Below are 18,192 nucleotides of genomic sequence, written 5' to 3'. Positions count from 1 at the left end.
GAAGCTGATCTTTTTTGTCCGAACAGCGTTCGGATTAATTTTACAATCTACCAAGAGCGTATGTTTTTTGAAAATAGAAGTCAACTTTCGGACTTGACGAACGAAAGTTGACTGTAATCTCTCAGTTATCGATTAGCACTTTCTGATTCCATATATTAAATAAATTATATATAAGCATTATTGTTATGTTAAAATTAACGAATCTAAGGGAGGAAATTTGACATGCCATTTGTTGTTTTAGGGATCAGTATTTTGTTAATTGTGATTTGGGGATTAGTTGATCGTAAGTCGATTCGGAGCTTAGGCTCATTTACTAAGGTCGGCATTGTCACGTATTTGATTGCTTGTGTTTTATTTGGGGCCGGAATGCTGGTTGAAGATGCGCAAGTAAATATGATGATTAGTTTTGCAGGGGCTGTTTTCGCGTTGATTACGATTTTAGCTATTATTAATATTATTACTAATGCGATTGCCCACTTCAATATTTCAAAATCAGTTCGGACCTTTTTGGATGCTAGTATTATTGCAATTTTATTTGGGGTGGTGGCTTATTTAGCCCTAACAGTTTCAGCTGCTAGTGCGACTAAAGATATGTTGTTTTTTGGCGCTGCAGCTGTGGCGGTACTAATGGTGTTGGTCGCAATTGTAGCCTTACTAGTCATTGTCATGAAAATCTTGTTTGGCTCAGAACCAGAAGCGCCGGCAACGGTTGAACAAGCTGACGAGTCAACTGATTCACAAGCCTAAGTTATTTTTTGAAAGAGCACTTACCGCGTAGATGATTGGTAGGTGTTTTTTTGTTCATTTATGTAATAGTAATCGGTTAGTAATGGAGTGTTTATAATTTACATCCCTCAACAAACCAATAATAATGAATATTAGTTAAATTTATGAAAAAAGGGGTGTCGAGATGGGCTTACTTATTTCCACGGCCGTTTTAGTCGTAGCGGCGATGGTCAGCATTGTCATTAACCGGCGTTGGTTGCCCCGACTATCGGTGAACTACGTCAGCATGCTGATTGGGGCGCTGATTGCGGTGGTGCCATTGTTGAACGGCCTCGTCGAACAATTCAATTCCGAGGTGTTTATTGGCTTAATTGTGGCGCCACTACTTTATTTTGAAGGGCAAAACACGCGGCTGAACTTAGTTGGTCGTAATGTACGGGGCATCATTAGTATGACGGTGGGGATGGTTATTTTATGTGCCGTCGTCGCGGGTTTGGGGACTAGCTGGTTAGCCGGCCTAGGATTACCACTAGCCTTTATCTTGGCCGCTATAAGCACGCCGACCGATGCGACCGCCACTGAATCGGTAACGATGGGGCGGACATTACCGGCGCGGACGGCGACTAACTTAAAATTGGAATCATTATTCAACGATGCTTCGGGCATCATTTTGCTAAATATGGCGATCTTGTGGTACGTCAATGGTTATATCAATTATTCGCAAACATTATGGGATTTTATTTATTCCGCTGGTGGCGGCATTATTTTTGGTGGGGTCGTTAGTGCAGTAATCGTGTATCTTCGCCAGTTGATGTTGCGGTCTAAACTCAATTTTATTAATAACACGTATAATAATGGGACGCCGCTAAAAATCATTTATTTAATGACGCCGTTTATTTTGTACTTTGGTGGCGAAGCATTAGGCGTTTCAGGAATTATTGCAGTTGTCTTTGCGGGCCTAGTGCACAACGCGGAAGGTGAGCGCAGTGCCTTAGCAAATCCGCAATTAGCGAGTGATATTTACCAATTAATTAGCTTGTTAAGCGATATTTTAAACAGTGTCGTGTTCTTAGTATTAGGGATTATGTTGGTGCGGACGACGTTAGATAAGTCGGTGACTACTAGTAGCTCATGGCTGTGGGTAACGATTGGCGTTATTTTATATTTAGCCAACTTGTTAGCCCGTTATGGGTATGTACGGTTGGTCCATCACATCGCTAACCGGGAAGCGTGGATTTTTGCTCTCGGCGGAATTCACGGAGCCGTGACCTTTGCATTAGCATTTACGGTGGCGGAAACGCAAGTCAAAACGGCCGATTTTAACTTAGTTCTGATGTCAGAAAGTTTATTGATTATTTTAAGCTTGCTAGTGCCGACGATTATTTTCCGTTGGTTACTGCCCAAAGTCGAAGACGATACCGATGCGGCCAAGCGGATGAATCAGACGCGCCAACGGATGATTGAAACCGGCGTGGCGGCGTTATGGGCGATGGATACGTCTGAAGAATTTAAAAAAGCCGTCACGTTTGATTTGAAATCGCAAAACGGCCATACGACGGTACGCCAATTCGTCAAAGAATGGCGCCGGATGGTGGAGCATCCCGAATATACCTCGGCTCAGATTCGGGAGTTGACGGTGATTTACCGCGGCGTTTTCCAAGCCGAACGGGACTACTTATTACAACAATATGAAACCGAACATGTTCTCAATGAAGACATCTTTAACATCTTGTATCGTGAAATTGCGATGGCAGAGATGGTCGTTTTAGATTATGGGGTTGGGAAATAAAAGGTAGCGGCGAGGACATCACGTAACATTGTGACTTACGCTTTGTTAATTTCTGACCAAATTCCTAATTCTTTTGCTCGTTTAAGCACTCGTTCTTCATCATGCTCAGTCATACCCAACATTCGATAGTGCAAAAGTTCTTCTTCATTGGCATGCTCTATATCAAGCGGCTTAAAGTTTGACCGCCACTCATCAAACCAGTCATTACTCATGTAGTTTCACCTCGTATTTCTTATAAATAGGTCTAATTGCTTGAGATTGTTTATTTCTGTGCTCACTATATCATAATCAATACATGGCCTTAAAATATCTTCATTATTCAGCATAATTACTAGTAAGCAGGGCTGGTGTCTGTTTAGATAATTACTTTGAATGAATTTACTATTTTTATGGTCGAAACGTGTGACAACAGGCAGTTTGTTCCGCTTAACCCGGAATCAGCCATTATGCCCAAAGACCGGTCATGATGGCTGATTCCACGTTAATGCTCGCAAACTAACCGCCTGTTGTCACACTCTTTTGAAAATGAATGTTCGCAAACCTAATTAAAAATATCACATAGTATCATTGAATTACGGAATGCACTATCTTATAAGGCGCGACGATGAACAAAATATTATGACAGTCGAATGACTGATATAAGTGTATTTTTAATCAATTCATCAATAAATTTAAGAAAACGACTTTAACTTTGTTCAGGAGTGAACTACAATGAAGCCGTAAAAGAGAGCGCTTTCATTCTTTTGAACTTATTTGTTGAATTTTGATGTTAAGTTTCAAGGGGGCAATATCATGAGTAGTCGCGAAAATGCAAATGTTTTATGGTTTAACGAATTACATCGTCAAGATGTCAATTTGGTTGGTGGGAAGTCATCGTCATTAGGTGAAATGACTTCTTCGATGGATGTGCCAGTCCCTTATGGTTTCGCCACAACCGCCCGGGCATATCGCTATTTTATGCAGGCGACGGGGTTAAATGATAAAGTCAACGCATTGCTTAACGGCATTAAAGACTACGAAGATTCCGACGAACTACATGCGACCTGTGAACAAATTCGTAATTTAATCGTTGGCGCAACCATGCCAACGGATTTGGCGAATGATATTCAAAAAGCCTACGTTGATTTGGCTGACAAAGTTGGTCAGTCGGATCCGTTCGTTGCCATCCGGTCTTCTGCTACCGCTGAAGATTTACCTAATGCGTCATTCGCTGGCCAACAAGAATCCTACCTCAATATTAAAGGGGCCGCGGATGTGGTCAACCGGGTGCAACAGTGCTATTCGTCACTGTTTACTGACCGGGCAACTTATTATCGTCATAAGCAACAATTTCCTTATGAAAAAGTGGCGTTGTCGGCGGCCGTTCAAATGATGGTCTTCTCCAAGGCTTCCGGGATTATGTTCTCAGTTAATGTGGCTAATGGCGATGATACTAAGATTGTGATTGATGGGATTCGCGGTTTAGGCGAATACATTGTGTTAGGCAAAGTAACGCCGAACCACTTTGTTATCGATAAAAAGTCGATGAAAATCGTGGAACGCAACATCGTTAAACAACCGGTTGAGTTGATGCGGGTTGCTAATGGTGGGACTAAAGAACAAGTGGTGCCAGCTGATTTACAAGATAAGCAAGTTTTGACGGATAGTCAGGTCATTGAGTTGGCGGGCTATGCGCAAGAAATTGAAAAACATTATGGCTGTTACATGGATATGGAATACGCCTTAGACACGAATACGAACCGGCTCTGGATTGTGCAAGCGCGGCCCGAAACGGTTTGGTCACAACGTAATAAACAAAAGGCGGCGCCGACAGATGAAAATGTCGTTGCTGAAGCCGATGCCAAAGTCGTTGTCCGGGGGCTCCCTGCTAGTCCTGGATTAGCGAGCGGCGTGGTCCACGTTATCGATAATCCCAAAGACATCGATAAGTTCAAGCAAGGCGAAGTTCTCGTTACCTTAATGACGTCACCTGACTGGGTACCCGCAATGAAGAAGGCAGCGGCCATTGTCACCAATAATGGTGGGATGACATGTCACGCCGCGATTGTTTCGCGGGAAATGCAGATTCCATGTATTGTTGGGACTGAAAGTCGCCACGTGGCCGCCACGGACGTTTTGAAGACCGGCGATGTGGTCACTGTCGATGCGAAAAATGGGGTCGTTTATCAAGGCAAAGTCGCGGGCTTATTCAAGTCAGCCAAAAGCGCAACGCCGGTCACTGGTCAAGTGGTGGCGGCCGAAACCTTTGCACCGACTGCGACGGGCGTCATGATGAACTTAGGTGATCCGGAATTAGCGGATAAGTATTCATCATTACCCGCCGATGGGATTGGCTTGATGCGTGAAGAATTCCTTTGGACGACTTATATCCATGAACATCCACTCTATTTGATTGAAGAAGGCCATCCTGAAAAAGTCGTCGATATGTTGGCGGATGGCATTGCCAAAGTCGCGCGGGCCATGGCGCCACGGCCCGTCGTTTTGCGGTTATCGGACTTCAAGTCCAGTGAATATCGCAAACTCAAGGGCGGCGAAAAGTTTGAACCACACGAACCAGCTGACTTATTAGGCTGGCGGGGTGCTTCACGGTACTATGATCCGAAGTATATCAACGCATTCAAGTTGGAATTGGCTGCAGTCAAGAAAGTTCGGAACGAGTTTGGCTTGAAGAACTTGAACGTGATGATTCCATTCGTCCGGACGGTGGCGGAAGCACAAAGAGTCACTGATATTATGCGCGACCAAGGTTTAGTCCGGAATGCCGACTTTAAAGTTTACATGATGGCCGAAATTCCATCAAATATCATTTTGGCCGACCAATTCAACCAGTTTATTGATGGCTATTCGATTGGTTCAAACGATTTGACGATGTTGTTGCTCGGCTGTGACCGGAATAACGATACGGTCGCTAGTCTCTTTGACGAACGGAATTTGGCGGTTAAACGGGCGATTCGCCACTTAATCAAAGCGGCACACAAGGATGGTAAGACGGTGTCAATTTGTGGGCAAGCACCGTCTGAATTCCCAGATTTCACGAACTTCTTGATTCAAAGTGGGATTGATTATGTTTCTGTCAATCCGGATATGGTCAAAGCAACGAAGCGTAACGTGGCGCACTTTGAACAACGGATTATGTTGGACAAGGCGACTGGCCGCGGCTTACAAGACCCGACCGACTATGATTGGGAATAATTAGAAGCCGTTTTTGATTGCTTGAGCATTACCGCTGAAGTACAACTAAATTGATGGTTTATTTGAAATGGTGCGACGACAATTTTGTGGTCGCACCATTTTGGTGACTGTTTTTGCCGGATTGATGAGGTGTGCTATGATATTTGAGAAGTCAAAAACGAGGATGGTTAAAAGATGAAGTCAGATTTAAACAAGCAATTAGCAACGTTATCCATGTATGAACGCGCCATTTTGATTTATTGCTTACATGCCTATTTCAGTAGTGGCAATTACACGAATAACTTGCCTTTAGGTGAAATGTTACCTGAATTTGCCGCGATGTTTGATGCCAACCCGGGCGTGAATGTTTTTGCTAAATTAGCCGATTTACAAATGACCACGACGGCCAACGACCAGACGGAAGTTAAGGTGTTTGAAGCTATGGGATACCAAAAGGAAGGCCAATATTTGGTCACTATTTTGAATAAGCAAGCGGATTTACAAGCATTGTTAAAAATTGTCGACAAGTAACCAGCTACGTCGGGCCAAATTGGTTCGGCGTTTTTATGTCCAAAAATTAGCCGGAAAAGGCACCGGGGTTTGCTATACTAAAAGATAGTTAAAAGTAAGGATAAAGGGGTAGCATGATGACAGTAATCATACTTATTATAATCGTGGGGGTCGCCTGGTTCATTCATGAGATGGGGAAATTTCGTGAAGAACAACCGGCAACGGCATCGACCGACGAGCTGGGGGCTGAATCCGCAACGGTTGAAGAATCAACCAGCCAGGAGCAACAACTATCACCGGCTGAGAGACAGCAACTGGCTAAGCAACTTAAAAAGCGGCGGCAGAAGATGACGAAAGCGCGCCAGTTAATGGCCGCGGTTCAAGACCAAGCCGAAGCGGCCGCGGACGTTTTTGACGCTGACTTTAATAATTCTTCTAATACTGATTTGATGGATACGGCTGCCGATGACGATACCGAATACGGTGACGGTAATATACAGATGTCGGTAGAGTTTAGGTTTGTTTATGAGGATCAATTGGATGCTGTCTTTTTAGTGTTTAAAGATCAGGATGGCTTGAATAGTTATCGCCAGCTGGTACGTAATCTGAAAGATAGTGTGGCCCAATTGTACGAGTTGCTACAACAAAATATGGCGACGATTCGTGAACAAGTGGGGGCGTCAGCGACTGCTAATTATTACTTGTTGAAGATGGTTAAAACGGGTGATGATTTCGACGATATTGTTGAAAAAGTGACCCAAAATCCGCAATGCTTAAATACTGAAGTGGCGTTGAAGTTTGATAGTGACGGTCAGCTGCTGGGCGGCGAAATGGCTGAAATTTTGGCGCCAGATTTACAAATCATTGCGCGTGAATCCGCCGCTGAATTTCAACAGTTATTAAGTTGGGTCAATTACTTTGTCAACGATGGCCAACTCGTTGTTTATGCAAAAAATACCGCGTTCGGCGATGAATTAACGACCAAATACAGTCGGGGCATTTGGCAAGCCATTCACTTTTGCCATTTGTTGCAGTTGCTTCAATTTAAGGCCCAGCATGACTTGAACTTGCCACACCGGTTGCCATTATTGATGTTACCGGGACCGGCTGAAAGTGATCAAGCGGCTCTAACAGTTTTTGCGGCGATGACGCGGACGGCTGCTAATCCGATGAGTAAAAGTTACGTGGCGCTCTATGCCCAAGGACATGTTTGTGAGGGTGTCATGGTTCAAACGTCCGAAGCCCAAAAGATGTTGGGTCAGGATTATCAACCGTTATAAAATTCAAAAAAAGCCCAGTGACGTGTTGTCAGCTGGACTTTTTTGATACCTAGATTTATAAATCATCGCGATGCAGCAAGTCGATATCTTCGCCTTGCTCGCGCCGCCGGTCAATATTGCTTTCACCCCAGACACATAATGAATGCAACACGCTGGACAAACTTTGGCCGTAATCGGTAAGTTGATAGTCAACATGTGGTGGGACTTCTTGATAGACGTGCCGTTTTATCACATTAGCCGCTTCTAATTCTCGGAGTTGCTGGACTAACATTTTTTGTGAAATTTGCGGAATGGCGCGTTCCAGTTCGCTAGTCCGCATCGGTTGTTGACGTAAATGACAGAGAATAATTGACTTCCATTTACCGCCAATCACCTCCATCGTGGCTTCCACGCCAATTTGATAGGTTTTAGTAGCCATCGAAAAACACCTCCTTATCCATACTTACTTTTTGGTGGGTATCCCACTTTAAAGTGGGTACTTGTCGAAAAGTTACTTGCTAGTATAATCATTATTTATCACGTTAGCAAGTATTGGAGGATGAATAAAAAATGAGTAAAAAAGTTAATGCAACTTGGACCTTATTAGCGCTCGCCATTAGTGCGTTTGCGATTGGTTCTACCGAATTTATAAGTGTTGGTTTGATGCCACTGTTAGTGGCGAATTTTCATATCACGTTGGCCCAAGCCGGGTTGACCGTGTCCGTTTATGCGTTAGGCATTATGGTGGGAGCACCAGTCATGACGTTATTAACTGGCCGGATGAATCGCCATCGGTTAATGCTACTCATTATGAGTTTATTCATTATCGGGAATTTATTAGCGGCGTTGGCACCCACGTTTACGGTGTTATTAGTTGGTCGGGTCGTGGCGGCCGTGGCCCATGGGATCTGCATGACGGTGGCGTCGGTGATTGCGGCCGATGTCGTGGCGCCTGAAAAACGGGCTTCCGCCATCGCGGTGATGTTTACTGGCTTGACCGTAGCGACCGTCACCGGGGTTCCGTTGGGCACGATGATTGGTCAACTAGGCGGTTGGCGGTGGTCATTTATCTTCATTAGTGCCATTGGCGTCATTGGATTATTAGCGAATTATTGGTTAGTTCCGCGTAACTTACCATTACCAGCACCCGCAACCGCGCGGGGGATTGGCCGGATTTTAACCGATCCGCAGTTATTATTAGCATTGCTGGTGACAGCGTTAGGGTATGGTGGGACTTTTGTCGCCTACACTTATCTCTCCCCATTATTGGAAAATGCCATGGGTTGGTCGGCGAGTGCGGTCGTCGTTATTTTGGTCGTTTATGGCTTAATGGTCGCCTTGGGCAATACGCTAGGTGGTCGCTGGGCTAATCAACGCCCACTAGTGGCACTATTCAAAATGTTTGTCGGCTTATTAATCACCTTATTAGTCTTAACGGTGACGGCCCACAGTCATTGGCTCGGGTTATTCACCGTTCTTGCCATGGGTATCTTCGCGTTTATGAATGTGCCGGGGCTGCAACTTTACATTGTTCAGTTAGCTGAACAGCATACACCGCAAGATATTACGATGGCGTCGGCTTTAAATATCTCGGCTTTTAATATTGGAATTGCGCTTGGTTCAGGGATTGGTGGGCAAGTTACGACGAGCCTCGGTCTGACCTGGACACCGCTCTTTGGGGCTTTAATGGTATTAGTGAGCTTAGGTTTATTGGCCGGTTTGATTTGGTTAGCGCGGCCGGTTGCGGTGAATTCGAAAGATTAATTTTTATCAAAGTCGTCTGATGAACTTTTGTTGGACGACTTTTTTATTGGTTATATGACAAATGTCACTTGAAAGTCATGACAGTTGGAACTACGAACTGACAACCTAATTGACTAAACTATAAGTATCAAAGGGGGAGTTAAAATGACCACCATCATTCAAACGCAACACTTACAGTTTAGCTACGGTCAACAAGCCGTCTTGAATGATATCACGATGTCGATTCAAGCCGGTGAAATTATTGGGTTAATTGGGGAAAATGGTGCCGGCAAAACGACGCTGTTGAATTTGTTATTGGGGACGTTACCGGCTAAAGTCGGGACGGTAAAAATATTTGGGACGCAGCCAGGTAGTTCGATTGCGAAAGCAAAAATTGGGACGATGCATCAAGGTAATTTAGTCATTGCCGGGGTGACCGTCCGCGAACTAGTCACGTTAATGGCGAATCAAGTTGCCAAGCCGCAAGCGGTCAGTGCCGTTTTACAGCAGTTGGGACTAACTAGTATTGCCAAACGGCGGTTGAATACCTTATCTGGTGGACAAATTCGGCGCGTGATGGCGGCGGCCGCGCTCGTTAATAATCCCGACTTGTTATTTTTAGATGAACCCACGGTCGGGATGGATGCCACGGCGCAGCAACATTTTTGGCAACAAATTCGGGCTTGGCAAGCGAATGGTAAAACGGTGATTATTACGAGTCACTATTTGACGGAGATTCAAGATGTCGCTGACCGGATTTTATTTTTGCGACAAGGCAAATTGAGCTTTCAAGGGACTTTCCAAGAGTTACAACACGCGTATCAACAAGTGGAAATCAGCTTTCAAACGACGCTACCGGTCACGACTTTTACGAGTTTACCCGGGGTTACGGCGGCGACCAAGCAACAACAAACGTTACATTTGAGTACTGAAGATAGTGATGCGACGATGGCAGCATTGGCACCGAATATGGGGGCGTTACATCAATTAGTGGTGCAACGCGAATCGCTGGCAGATATCTTTATTCATTTAACGACGGAGGCGGCATCATGAAAACCTTAATGACTGAATTAAAATTTGATGGTCGACGGCTAGTGCTACGCAATGCCGGGTTTCAGTTTTTCTCACTCCTGATGCCCGCCATGTTTTATGTGTTGTTCACCAAAGTGATGGTGACGGTGAGTTCGCCGGAGCAAGCGCGGTTCAACTTGCAATATATGGGCAGTATGATTGTTTACAGTGGCATGATTAATGCACTGTTTAGCATTGCTAATATTTTGATGCGTGATCGCCAACAAGGGCTCGTGCGCTGGTTGCAGTTAACGGCGCACGGTTTGCGCGCATATTATACTTCTTTGGCATGCTGGAGTTTAGTGATGAATGGCTTATCGGTGGCTGTCTTGGGGACAATCGCCACGGTGGTCAATCACGTCCAGTTAAACCTTAGTCAGTGGTTTAGCGTCTTATTAATTGTGGTGGTCGGCCAAATCCCAATCTTATTATTGGGCGTCTGCTTATCGTTTATTAATCGCACGGAATTACTAAGTGTGGCCAGCAATTTAATTGGTTTTCCGATGGCGATTGTGAGTGGGCTCTGGTGGCCGATTAGTATGTTACCAAACTGGATTCAAACGATTGGTAAACAGTTGCCGCCGTATTATGTGAATGAGTGGTTGGGTGCGGTCATGACTCATGGTACACTGAAACCAACGAATTTAATGGGACTACTAATTTGGCTAATTGGCCTAAGTGTCGTGGTCACTTGGGTCGCACGACGACAGTTAAGATGGGGTGGGGGCTTTGTCAACGCATAGGATAAAAACACGGTTGAAGCAATTGAACTGGTCAAATTATATTTGGCTAGTTTATTTGCCGTTCTCAGTGATGGGCGTCGCCACATGGTGGGACCGTTTCTGGCTGGGAATGCTGGGCGTCTTTTTGGTGATTTATATTTTAGTGGCTGAAAAGCCGGCTTGGCATCCGGTCACGATTCCGGCTGAATTGATCGTCACGGGGGCCTTTGCGTTATTTGACGCGAATAATTATTTGTTGGTTTATCCGGCCTGGCAAGTGTCATTTATTTTGGCTCGGCACCCCAAAAAGCAATTCTATTGGTTTGCGGCGACGTATTATACGATTCTAGTCGTGGGCTTGTGGCACGACTATTTGTTGAATCCCCGGTGGTTTGATCCGGTCAATTATAATCTGATGGGCTTGTTATTTCCCATCATGTCGCCAATATTGTCGTATGTCTTTGCGCGCTCCGCGATTCAACGTCAAAATTTGGCGCAAACTAATCGGCGGCTGCAAGTCATTGTGCAACGGGATGAACGGGAACGCATCGCCCGGGATTTGCATGATACGTTAGGTCAGAGTTTCTCAATGATTACGCTCAAAGCAGAACTCGCCAATAAGCTTCTTACTAAAAATCCAGCGCAGGTCGCCCCAGAACTCGCCGACATTGCGCAGACTAGTCGCGATAACTTACAGTTGGTGCGTTCGATTGTCAATGATCTGCATCAGCAGTCGCTCAGTGAAGCGTTATTGACGCAAAATCAAAATTTAGTTAGCCAGCATATCTGGTTAACGACCACGGGGGAAGCGGCGGCGACGCAATGGCCCACAGCGGTTCAAGGCTGTTTGGCGGCAGTGATCGTGGAAGCAATCACCAATGTTATCCGGCATGCTCACGCGCACCAAGTCACGATTATTTTCAATAGTACGGCGACCCAGTTTGAAGTTAAGATTCAAGACGATGGTCGTGGCAGTCAGGATTATACGCGGCCGGGGGCGAATGGCGTGACGGGCATGCAAGCCCGCTTGGCAGCGTTACAGGGCACGTTTGCAATTGCCCCCCAAACGCGCGGTACCCAGATTTCAGTGACGATTCCAAAGGAGGGCTTGGCATGATTACCGTTTATTTAGCGGAAGACCAGAGTATGTTAAATTCCGCGTTGACGCAATTATTAGAATTAGAAGATGATTTACACGTCGTCGGCAGTGCTACGGATGGGGCGGCAGCTTGGGCCGACCTCCAGCGTTTGACGCCAGACGTCGCGATTTTAGATATTGAAATGCCCAAGTTAACGGGCTTGGATGTTGCCGATAAGCTGCAAGCAGCTCAAATGCTGACCAAGCCGATTATCTTAACGACTTTTGCACAACAGGCCTATTTTGAACGGGCTGTTAACGCGCAAGTGGCGGCGTATTTATTGAAAGATAGTCCGAGCGACGACTTGATTGCTGCGATTCGGAAAGTTATGACTGGCCAGACGATTTATGCACCTGAATTGGTGGTCAATATGTTAACGGCTGCTCATAATCCATTGACTGACCGGGAAATGGCGGTCTTAGTGGCAGCTGATGAAGGCTTGCCGACTAAAGCTATCGCGGCTAAATTATTTTTATCAGCCGGCACCGTCCGCAATTATTTATCCGCTATTTTTAGTAAATTAGGCGTGCACAGTCGGCTAGAAGCCATTAAGATTGCGCGCACCAATAAGTGGTTGCAATAAGTTAGTCATGAGGCTTGCTAAAATTAGTCATAGCGACTAGAATAGCAATAATTAAATTAATCGTTTGAATATCAAGAGTCTGGTTAGTGACTACACACGATGAGCCAGCAGCAACGTACCGCGTCAGCGGCAACGTGCTCCAATGTAGGTTGGATATTCTCCTAAGAAGGCGCCGCTTGGAGAGAATACCAGGCGGTTTTTTTAATACCAAATTTTAGGAGGCTTTTATAATGGCTACGATGACTAAAGAAGAATTGGATAAGCTGGCTCGACACAATCGCATTGTTGAAGAAGAATATGGTGAGTTAGCGCTGCACACTCGCCTTACTAAAGAAGAATTTAATAAGTTGGATCGGCACAATCGTAAGAAGTTAAAAAAACACGGCAAAAAGTATGCGTTGTATTTGCAGCAACGAGCAGTGTTAGACCGCTACGCTGAAGAATTGACGTTTCAACCAAACTCATATGCGAGTTCTATGAGCCACGGGGCAAAGCTATCCGATTTAACCGCTGAAATTAAGCAAACGTTTATCAGCATTGGATTAGGCTAATTCAGAATGCTGGTAGTAGCTGACCGTAATTCTAGCCGCCATGGGGAGCGGTCCAAGCCTGAGAAGCGGTCCTGAACCTCGCTTTTGAGCCTGAAATCCAAGTCTCAAAAAGTGTACGTGGTGTAAACGGGATACAGACCAATCCTGTTAACGCCCCCCGCATAGCGACTTCCGTGACGGTCAGCTAATTGCATCTATCACTCAGACACGACCAAGGAGCTGCCACTAAATTATGGTGGCTCCTTGGTCGTGTTGTTTAAATAATAAGTGACATTAAGCGATGATGTCTGAGACAGGTTAACTTGCTGGAGGTCTATGTTCGAAGATTTTTGGCCAGACTCGCCTTTTTTAGCGATTGTTTGGTAGTGGTCATACGAACTTAAAAAAATATTTCGATTTGACTAGTTGACTTATTTTTAGTAAGTGCTATTGTATAGATGTGCTTAAAACAAACACAACAAGCGCGAAAATAAAATTAATGATTTTTATTTATTGCTTTATTTAGCGTGCTAAATAAACGAGGTGATTGGATGACCAATGATGACGTTAAATTAGGATTTTTAATCAAACAAGCTAATTTAAAATTTGAAGCGGCCCGTAATGCGTTTTATGAGCAGTATGGGATGACAGGCAGTCAGGCCGATGTGCTCGAGTTTTTGAAAAATCAACCGGCGCAGACTGCGCCCATCGGTGATATTGTTGGGGCGCTGCAAGTCAGCTATGCGACCACCTCGGGGCTGATTAACCGGCTCGAGAAAAAGGAACTGGTGGAACGCATAGTCAATCCCGATGACCAGCGGAGTTTCTTGATTACGCTGAGTGATAAAACCACCGTCGCTGAAATCTTTGCGGCTGAAAATGCAGCGTTGAGTGTCGTTGACCAACAATTAACGCGGGATTTTACGCCCGCAGAGTTTGTAACATTCGTACGACTTTTACGACAACTAAACCATAATTAGGGGGCTGGCAATATGTATGAAATTCCGCAGACACTAGCAGCAGCGCAAACGTTGGCGCAGGACCGGCAAATGTCGGTAACGGCGGTCATTCAACAAGGGCTACAAAACTGGGCGCAAGAATTATTGGCGGAAGGCTTTGAAGGTAACTATTATACGGCCAAATTTACGTCGGCGGGCCTACAAATCACGGCGATTACGGGGGACCAAGTCTATGTCGCTACCGATATTCAAGCCGATGATTTTGTGCAACGTTTCAAAACAGCTGATCACGCCACTTTACTGTTGCTCCAAACTAAAATTCGGACATTGATTGACCAACATCAACTTAATTAGAAAGCGGTAATTCATGATGACAACTTTAAACTTAACCTTTACACCGGAAGTTATGGCCAAGCTCCAACCCAAATTAACGGGCGAGAAGCGGTTATTATTGACCTTTGAAGATGGCGTGGGAATTTATTCGCAACATGCCGCCTATCATATGCAAACGCAATTCACGATTAATATCGTGGCCCAAGATGCGCCGATTGACGGCTACAATGTCTTAATTGAATCAAATTTAGGACCAGTCGCCATCAAAGATTATTCAGTTGCAGACTTACAACACACGATGACGATTAAGTTGAATCAACATCAAAACACCTTACAATTAACTGGTGAAGGTGGCCTGATTGATGACAATTTAGGTCTGATTGATTTCACTGATCCCGCCGGCATTAAAAATAATCCGGCCCGGTAATATTCGATTTAGATTGCGAATACGATCAAGGGAAATAATACTTGGAAACTTAGTGTTAAGTCACATTGCAGTTGAAAACAAATTAAACCCGCCACCGAATGATTTGAGCAGTCATCCGGTGGCGGGTTTAATTAATGACGTAAGTTTAAGTAGTTACTAGCAGACTAATACCAGCTAGGACGGTCACCATCCGTGTTGGGTTTATTGAGTCCGACGCTGGCATTTTGGTAAGTGTTTGGTTGGGTAATGACCTTGACCGCAAAGTCTGCGACACTCGCCCGGGAAACTTCGGTACCTTTGAAGCCGGTCACTAAGTCGGTCGTTTCATAAGCCACTTCGTTTGCGTTAGTGAGCCATGCTGGTCGAATCTCGGTGTAAGTTAATCCAGATTCTGCGACCAGTTGGGCAGTTTTACGAAAGCCGACTAGTTCGCCGCCAATAATGGCGTCATTCCAGTCACCGAATTTACCGGGAACTTCATGATGAGCCCCGAGTGCGCTGATGTAGATGAAACGCGTCTTGCCCGCTTGGCGCATCGCATCAATGACGTGTTGGGTTTGTTCATCTAAGTGGACCCCATTACCTAGGCTCGAATAAACCACATCGACATCGACCATGGCGCGAGCCAGTAGGTCGGTATCACTAGAACTACCAGTTACTAAGGTTACGCGCGGATTGTCGGCATAGTTGGCCAACTGTTGTGACCGCCGCAAGTATAAGACGAGTTCGTCAGTCGTAGTTGCTAATAACTGTTGCGTTACTAATTGGGCGATGGACCCGTTAGCCCCGATAATCATTACTTTACTCATTTTGAAATTCCTCCTCAACGGTTAATGTCGTTATCATAGGACCTTCGTGTTACTCGAAGCCAACGAACTTGTTTCAAAAAAATAGTCATATTCTTAAATAGATAAATACCTCTATTAATTATGACTGACAGCATATATAAATATAATCGACAGTTAATTTAAAATATAATTAATAGGCGTATAATTCGAGATAGTCGAATGAGCAGGAATGCGGAATGAAAGGAAGTTAATGGGGCTTTATGAAGCAAAAATCAATTGATAATTTTGTGTTTTGGGGCATGATTTTAATCTTAATTTACCAATATACTTTGTTATACCTAAGTGTTATTAGCGGCTCATGGGTGAACTTTTTACTCGTGGCGGCAGCATTTGGCCTAGGATTATTTTTAGGTCGTACCATTTATATTATTTTAGGCGGAGTACTGTCGTTTGTTAGTATGAGTGCGGGCGCGCTGATGTTACTCATGCCATATACCCGGATGATGTATTTTTGGGCGGCCATCGCGTTATTGACGATTACTCCATTAACTACTTATTTGATGTATTTATTGGATCATCAATTATTGAAACGCAAGGCGCTCGCCCAAGAGTTGGCGAAGCTCCAACAAGAAAAGCCCGACCTGGAAGTCTTAACGGGCGCGTTAAACGAAACGGCGTTACAACAAGACGTGCAACGGGAATTAAAGCTCGTTTATTATCACGCGCATGATTATCGGTTTACGTTGACGATGGTCAAAATTGATTTTTTAGAAAATGTCATCAACTTTTTAGGTAACGACCGGTTCAATGATTTACTCCGCGCGACCACCCGGCATTTGGAGTCGATGCTATTTACGGTCGACCAGTTATATTATTTGGATGACGGCCGCTTTGTGATTTTGTCACCGATGCTCGGTGCCGATAATGCGCCGATTATGAAGCAAAAAATTAAAGACCATATCAATGATATTGCGGAAGAATTCGGGTTAGCCCGTAATGCGCTGGTGTTGCGGATGGGGCAAGTGTCGTATTCGACGCAAGATAAGGTCGATAATCGCAACGTTGAAGATACGTTGGCCCAACTAGACCGCAGTGCCGAAACTGATATCGTCAAAGAATATTTATAGGAGGCCGCGATGGAAAATTTAGCTTGGTTATTTGATGTGAGTTTAATCGTTACGATTGTTTTTGGCGCCGCCGTCATTGGCCTCTCAATCTGTTGGTGGTTAATTTTTAAACGGACCGTTCGGCGCTTCAATCAAACGGGGAACCATCATGCTCGATAGTTTGTATGTGATTGCCATCATGACGATTTGGATCTCGATTGGGATGACGTTAGTGACGCTAATTGGCGGCGCTATTTTTATTTTTAAACACCTGCATCACACCGATATTGAAACCTTGCCGCCGTTAGCACGGTACCCCCACGTTTCAATCGTGGTACCAGCGCATAATGAAGCCCTCGTCATTCAAGATACGGTCAAGGCCATCTTACGGTTACATTATCCGGCCGACCACTTGGAAGTATTGATGTATGCGGATAATTGTCAAGATACGACCGCCCAAGAAATTCGGGACTTGATGCAGACGCCCGAATTTAAGGGGCGTAACTTGAAAGTAATCGAACGCACCGGGACCGGTGGGAAAGCCGGGGTCTTAAACGATGCGTTAAAGATTGCGACCGGCGAATATTTAGGCGTATATGATGCCGATGCCGCGCCTGAAACGAATGCCTTGTATTTCTTAGTCCAAAAAGTGTTAGAAAATCCGGAACGTTACGCGGCCGCTTTTGGTCGCAACAAGACGCGGAACTACCAACAAAATTTTTTAACTCGATGTATTAATTTAGAAATCGTCAATACTCAACGGATTCAGCATACCGGTTTATGGCAATTGTTTAAAATCGGGCGGATTCCGGGGACCAATTTTATTATTAATAAAGCCGTCGTACAAGAACTTGGTGGTTGGAATAACGGGGCCTTGACGGAAGACACGGCAATTTCATTTAGTTTGATGCGTTCGGGGAAGTTGATTGCCCTCGCACATCGCGCCGAAGCATTTCAACAAGAACCAGAAACCTTGTTTGCCTACTATAATCAGCGGAAACGCTGGGCCCGGGGTAATTATGAAGTGATTATGGCCAATTTGAAACACTTATTTGACCGGACACCATGGCGAATCAAACTCGAAGTCTTTTATTATGTCTGCACCTTTTTCTGGTTCAATGCGGCCATCGTGGTTTCCAATGTCATTTTTCTAATTAATATTGATTTAGCGGGGGCGCAAGTCTTTTGGCCCCGGTTACATCAACTGGTGGCCTTAGGAACCCCGCTAGCCACATTGTTCATGTTGAATTGGCTGTTGATGTTTTATTTATATTTGTTACAAGGTAGATTGCAAATTTAATCCGAATTTTTGGACAAATTGTTCAGCATAACCTGA

Annotated in this window: 19 protein-coding genes and 1 pseudogene; 17 read left to right on the top strand and 3 right to left on the bottom strand. The window is 44.8% G+C overall.

Annotated elements, in window-relative coordinates:
* Positions 1–222 precede the first annotated feature (222 nt).
* Positions 223–747 (top strand): hypothetical protein, encoded by a 525-nt coding sequence (locus DY78_RS04900; RefSeq protein ID WP_024625944.1) that lies wholly within the window; start codon positions 223–225, stop codon positions 745–747.
* Between the two features lie 163 nt (positions 748–910).
* Positions 911–2,515, top strand: coding sequence for a cation:proton antiporter (locus DY78_RS04895; RefSeq protein ID WP_024625945.1), 1,605 nt, complete (start codon positions 911–913; stop codon positions 2,513–2,515).
* A gap of 35 nt (positions 2,516–2,550) precedes the next feature.
* Here the strand turns inward: DY78_RS04895 and DY78_RS16070 are convergent, their stop codons facing one another.
* Positions 2,551–2,727, bottom strand: coding sequence for a hypothetical protein (locus DY78_RS16070; protein WP_156093506.1), 177 nt, complete (start codon positions 2,725–2,727; stop codon positions 2,551–2,553).
* Positions 2,728–3,307: 580 nt separating this feature from the next.
* Between DY78_RS16070 and ppsA the strand changes: the two genes are divergently transcribed.
* The 3 genes from ppsA to DY78_RS04880 all read left to right on the top strand — a co-directional run bounded on the left by ppsA (position 3,308) and on the right by DY78_RS04880 (position 7,476).
* Entirely contained in the window at positions 3,308–5,707 is a 2,400-nt protein-coding gene (gene ppsA, locus DY78_RS04890; RefSeq protein ID WP_024625946.1) for a phosphoenolpyruvate synthase, read from the top strand.
* 174 nt (positions 5,708–5,881) lie between these two features.
* Complete coding sequence (locus tag DY78_RS04885) at positions 5,882–6,217, top strand: hypothetical protein (protein ID WP_024625947.1); 336 nt, start codon at positions 5,882–5,884, stop codon at positions 6,215–6,217.
* Positions 6,218–6,333: 116 nt separating this feature from the next.
* Positions 6,334–7,476: a hypothetical protein gene (locus DY78_RS04880; RefSeq protein WP_156404104.1), complete on the top strand. Its 1,143-nt coding sequence runs from the start codon at positions 6,334–6,336 to the stop codon at positions 7,474–7,476.
* A 55-nt stretch (positions 7,477–7,531) separates the two neighbouring features.
* Here the strand turns inward: DY78_RS04880 and DY78_RS04875 are convergent, their stop codons facing one another.
* Entirely contained in the window at positions 7,532–7,894 is a 363-nt protein-coding gene (locus tag DY78_RS04875; RefSeq protein WP_024625949.1) for a winged helix-turn-helix transcriptional regulator, read from the bottom strand.
* A 131-nt stretch (positions 7,895–8,025) separates the two neighbouring features.
* On the opposite strand from DY78_RS04875, the gene DY78_RS04870 reads away from it, so the two are divergent.
* The 9 genes from DY78_RS04870 to DY78_RS04830 all read left to right on the top strand — a co-directional run bounded on the left by DY78_RS04870 (position 8,026) and on the right by DY78_RS04830 (position 14,962).
* Positions 8,026–9,219: an MFS transporter gene (locus DY78_RS04870; RefSeq protein WP_024625950.1), complete on the top strand. Its 1,194-nt coding sequence runs from the start codon at positions 8,026–8,028 to the stop codon at positions 9,217–9,219.
* A 144-nt stretch (positions 9,220–9,363) separates the two neighbouring features.
* Positions 9,364–10,251 carry an ABC transporter ATP-binding protein gene (locus DY78_RS04865; protein ID WP_024625951.1) on the top strand — a complete coding sequence of 296 codons (888 nt, stop codon included), beginning with the start codon at positions 9,364–9,366 and terminating at the stop codon, positions 10,249–10,251.
* Positions 10,248–11,012: an ABC transporter permease gene (locus DY78_RS04860; protein ID WP_024625952.1), complete on the top strand. Its 765-nt coding sequence runs from the start codon at positions 10,248–10,250 to the stop codon at positions 11,010–11,012. The genes DY78_RS04865 and DY78_RS04860 overlap by 4 nt, the downstream gene beginning before the upstream one ends.
* Positions 10,999–12,108: a sensor histidine kinase gene (locus DY78_RS04855; protein ID WP_024625953.1), complete on the top strand. Its 1,110-nt coding sequence runs from the start codon at positions 10,999–11,001 to the stop codon at positions 12,106–12,108. The genes DY78_RS04860 and DY78_RS04855 overlap by 14 nt, the downstream gene beginning before the upstream one ends.
* Complete coding sequence (locus DY78_RS04850; RefSeq protein ID WP_024625954.1) at positions 12,105–12,713, top strand: response regulator transcription factor; 609 nt, start codon at positions 12,105–12,107, stop codon at positions 12,711–12,713. Before DY78_RS04855 ends, DY78_RS04850 begins: the two co-directional genes overlap by 4 nt.
* 230 nt (positions 12,714–12,943) lie before the next feature.
* Positions 12,944–13,264, top strand: a complete 321-nt coding sequence (locus DY78_RS04845) for a hypothetical protein (protein WP_024625955.1) — start codon at positions 12,944–12,946, stop codon at positions 13,262–13,264.
* Positions 13,265–13,794: 530 nt separating this feature from the next.
* On the top strand, positions 13,795–14,223 hold the full coding sequence (locus DY78_RS04840; RefSeq protein WP_024625956.1) for a MarR family winged helix-turn-helix transcriptional regulator: 429 nt from the start codon (positions 13,795–13,797) through the stop codon (positions 14,221–14,223).
* A gap of 12 nt (positions 14,224–14,235) precedes the next feature.
* Complete coding sequence (locus tag DY78_RS04835) at positions 14,236–14,556, top strand: hypothetical protein (protein ID WP_024625957.1); 321 nt, start codon at positions 14,236–14,238, stop codon at positions 14,554–14,556.
* A 13-nt stretch (positions 14,557–14,569) separates the two neighbouring features.
* The gene (locus tag DY78_RS04830; RefSeq protein WP_024625958.1) at positions 14,570–14,962 is read left to right on the top strand and encodes an iron-sulfur cluster biosynthesis family protein; all 393 of its coding nucleotides are present in this window, start codon (positions 14,570–14,572) and stop codon (positions 14,960–14,962) included.
* Positions 14,963–15,126: 164 nt separating this feature from the next.
* Here the strand turns inward: DY78_RS04830 and DY78_RS04825 are convergent, their stop codons facing one another.
* Entirely contained in the window at positions 15,127–15,771 is a 645-nt protein-coding gene (locus DY78_RS04825; protein WP_024625959.1) for an NAD(P)H-binding protein, read from the bottom strand.
* A gap of 239 nt (positions 15,772–16,010) precedes the next feature.
* Here DY78_RS04825 and DY78_RS04820 point away from each other — a divergent pair, with 239 nt between their 5' ends.
* From DY78_RS04820 to DY78_RS04815, 3 genes and pseudogenes are all read left to right on the top strand, one after another.
* On the top strand, positions 16,011–16,877 hold the full coding sequence (locus DY78_RS04820; RefSeq protein ID WP_024625960.1) for a diguanylate cyclase domain-containing protein: 867 nt from the start codon (positions 16,011–16,013) through the stop codon (positions 16,875–16,877).
* A gap of 9 nt (positions 16,878–16,886) precedes the next feature.
* Entirely contained in the window at positions 16,887–17,036 is a 150-nt protein-coding gene (locus DY78_RS16065) for a hypothetical protein (protein WP_156093504.1), read from the top strand.
* Positions 17,026–18,138 (top strand): annotated as a pseudogene (locus tag DY78_RS04815) (glycosyltransferase family 2 protein); the annotation flags it as partial. The gene DY78_RS16065 and the pseudogene DY78_RS04815, both read left to right, overlap by 11 nt.
* Positions 18,139–18,192: the final 54 nt, after the last annotated feature.

Origin of the sequence: Lactiplantibacillus fabifermentans DSM 21115 (assembly GCF_000498955.2) — a bacterium.
Taxonomy (GTDB): domain Bacteria; phylum Bacillota; class Bacilli; order Lactobacillales; family Lactobacillaceae; genus Lactiplantibacillus; species Lactiplantibacillus fabifermentans.
Note: the sequence above shows the minus strand (reverse complement) of the source record. Positions and strands in the feature narration are given on the sequence as shown.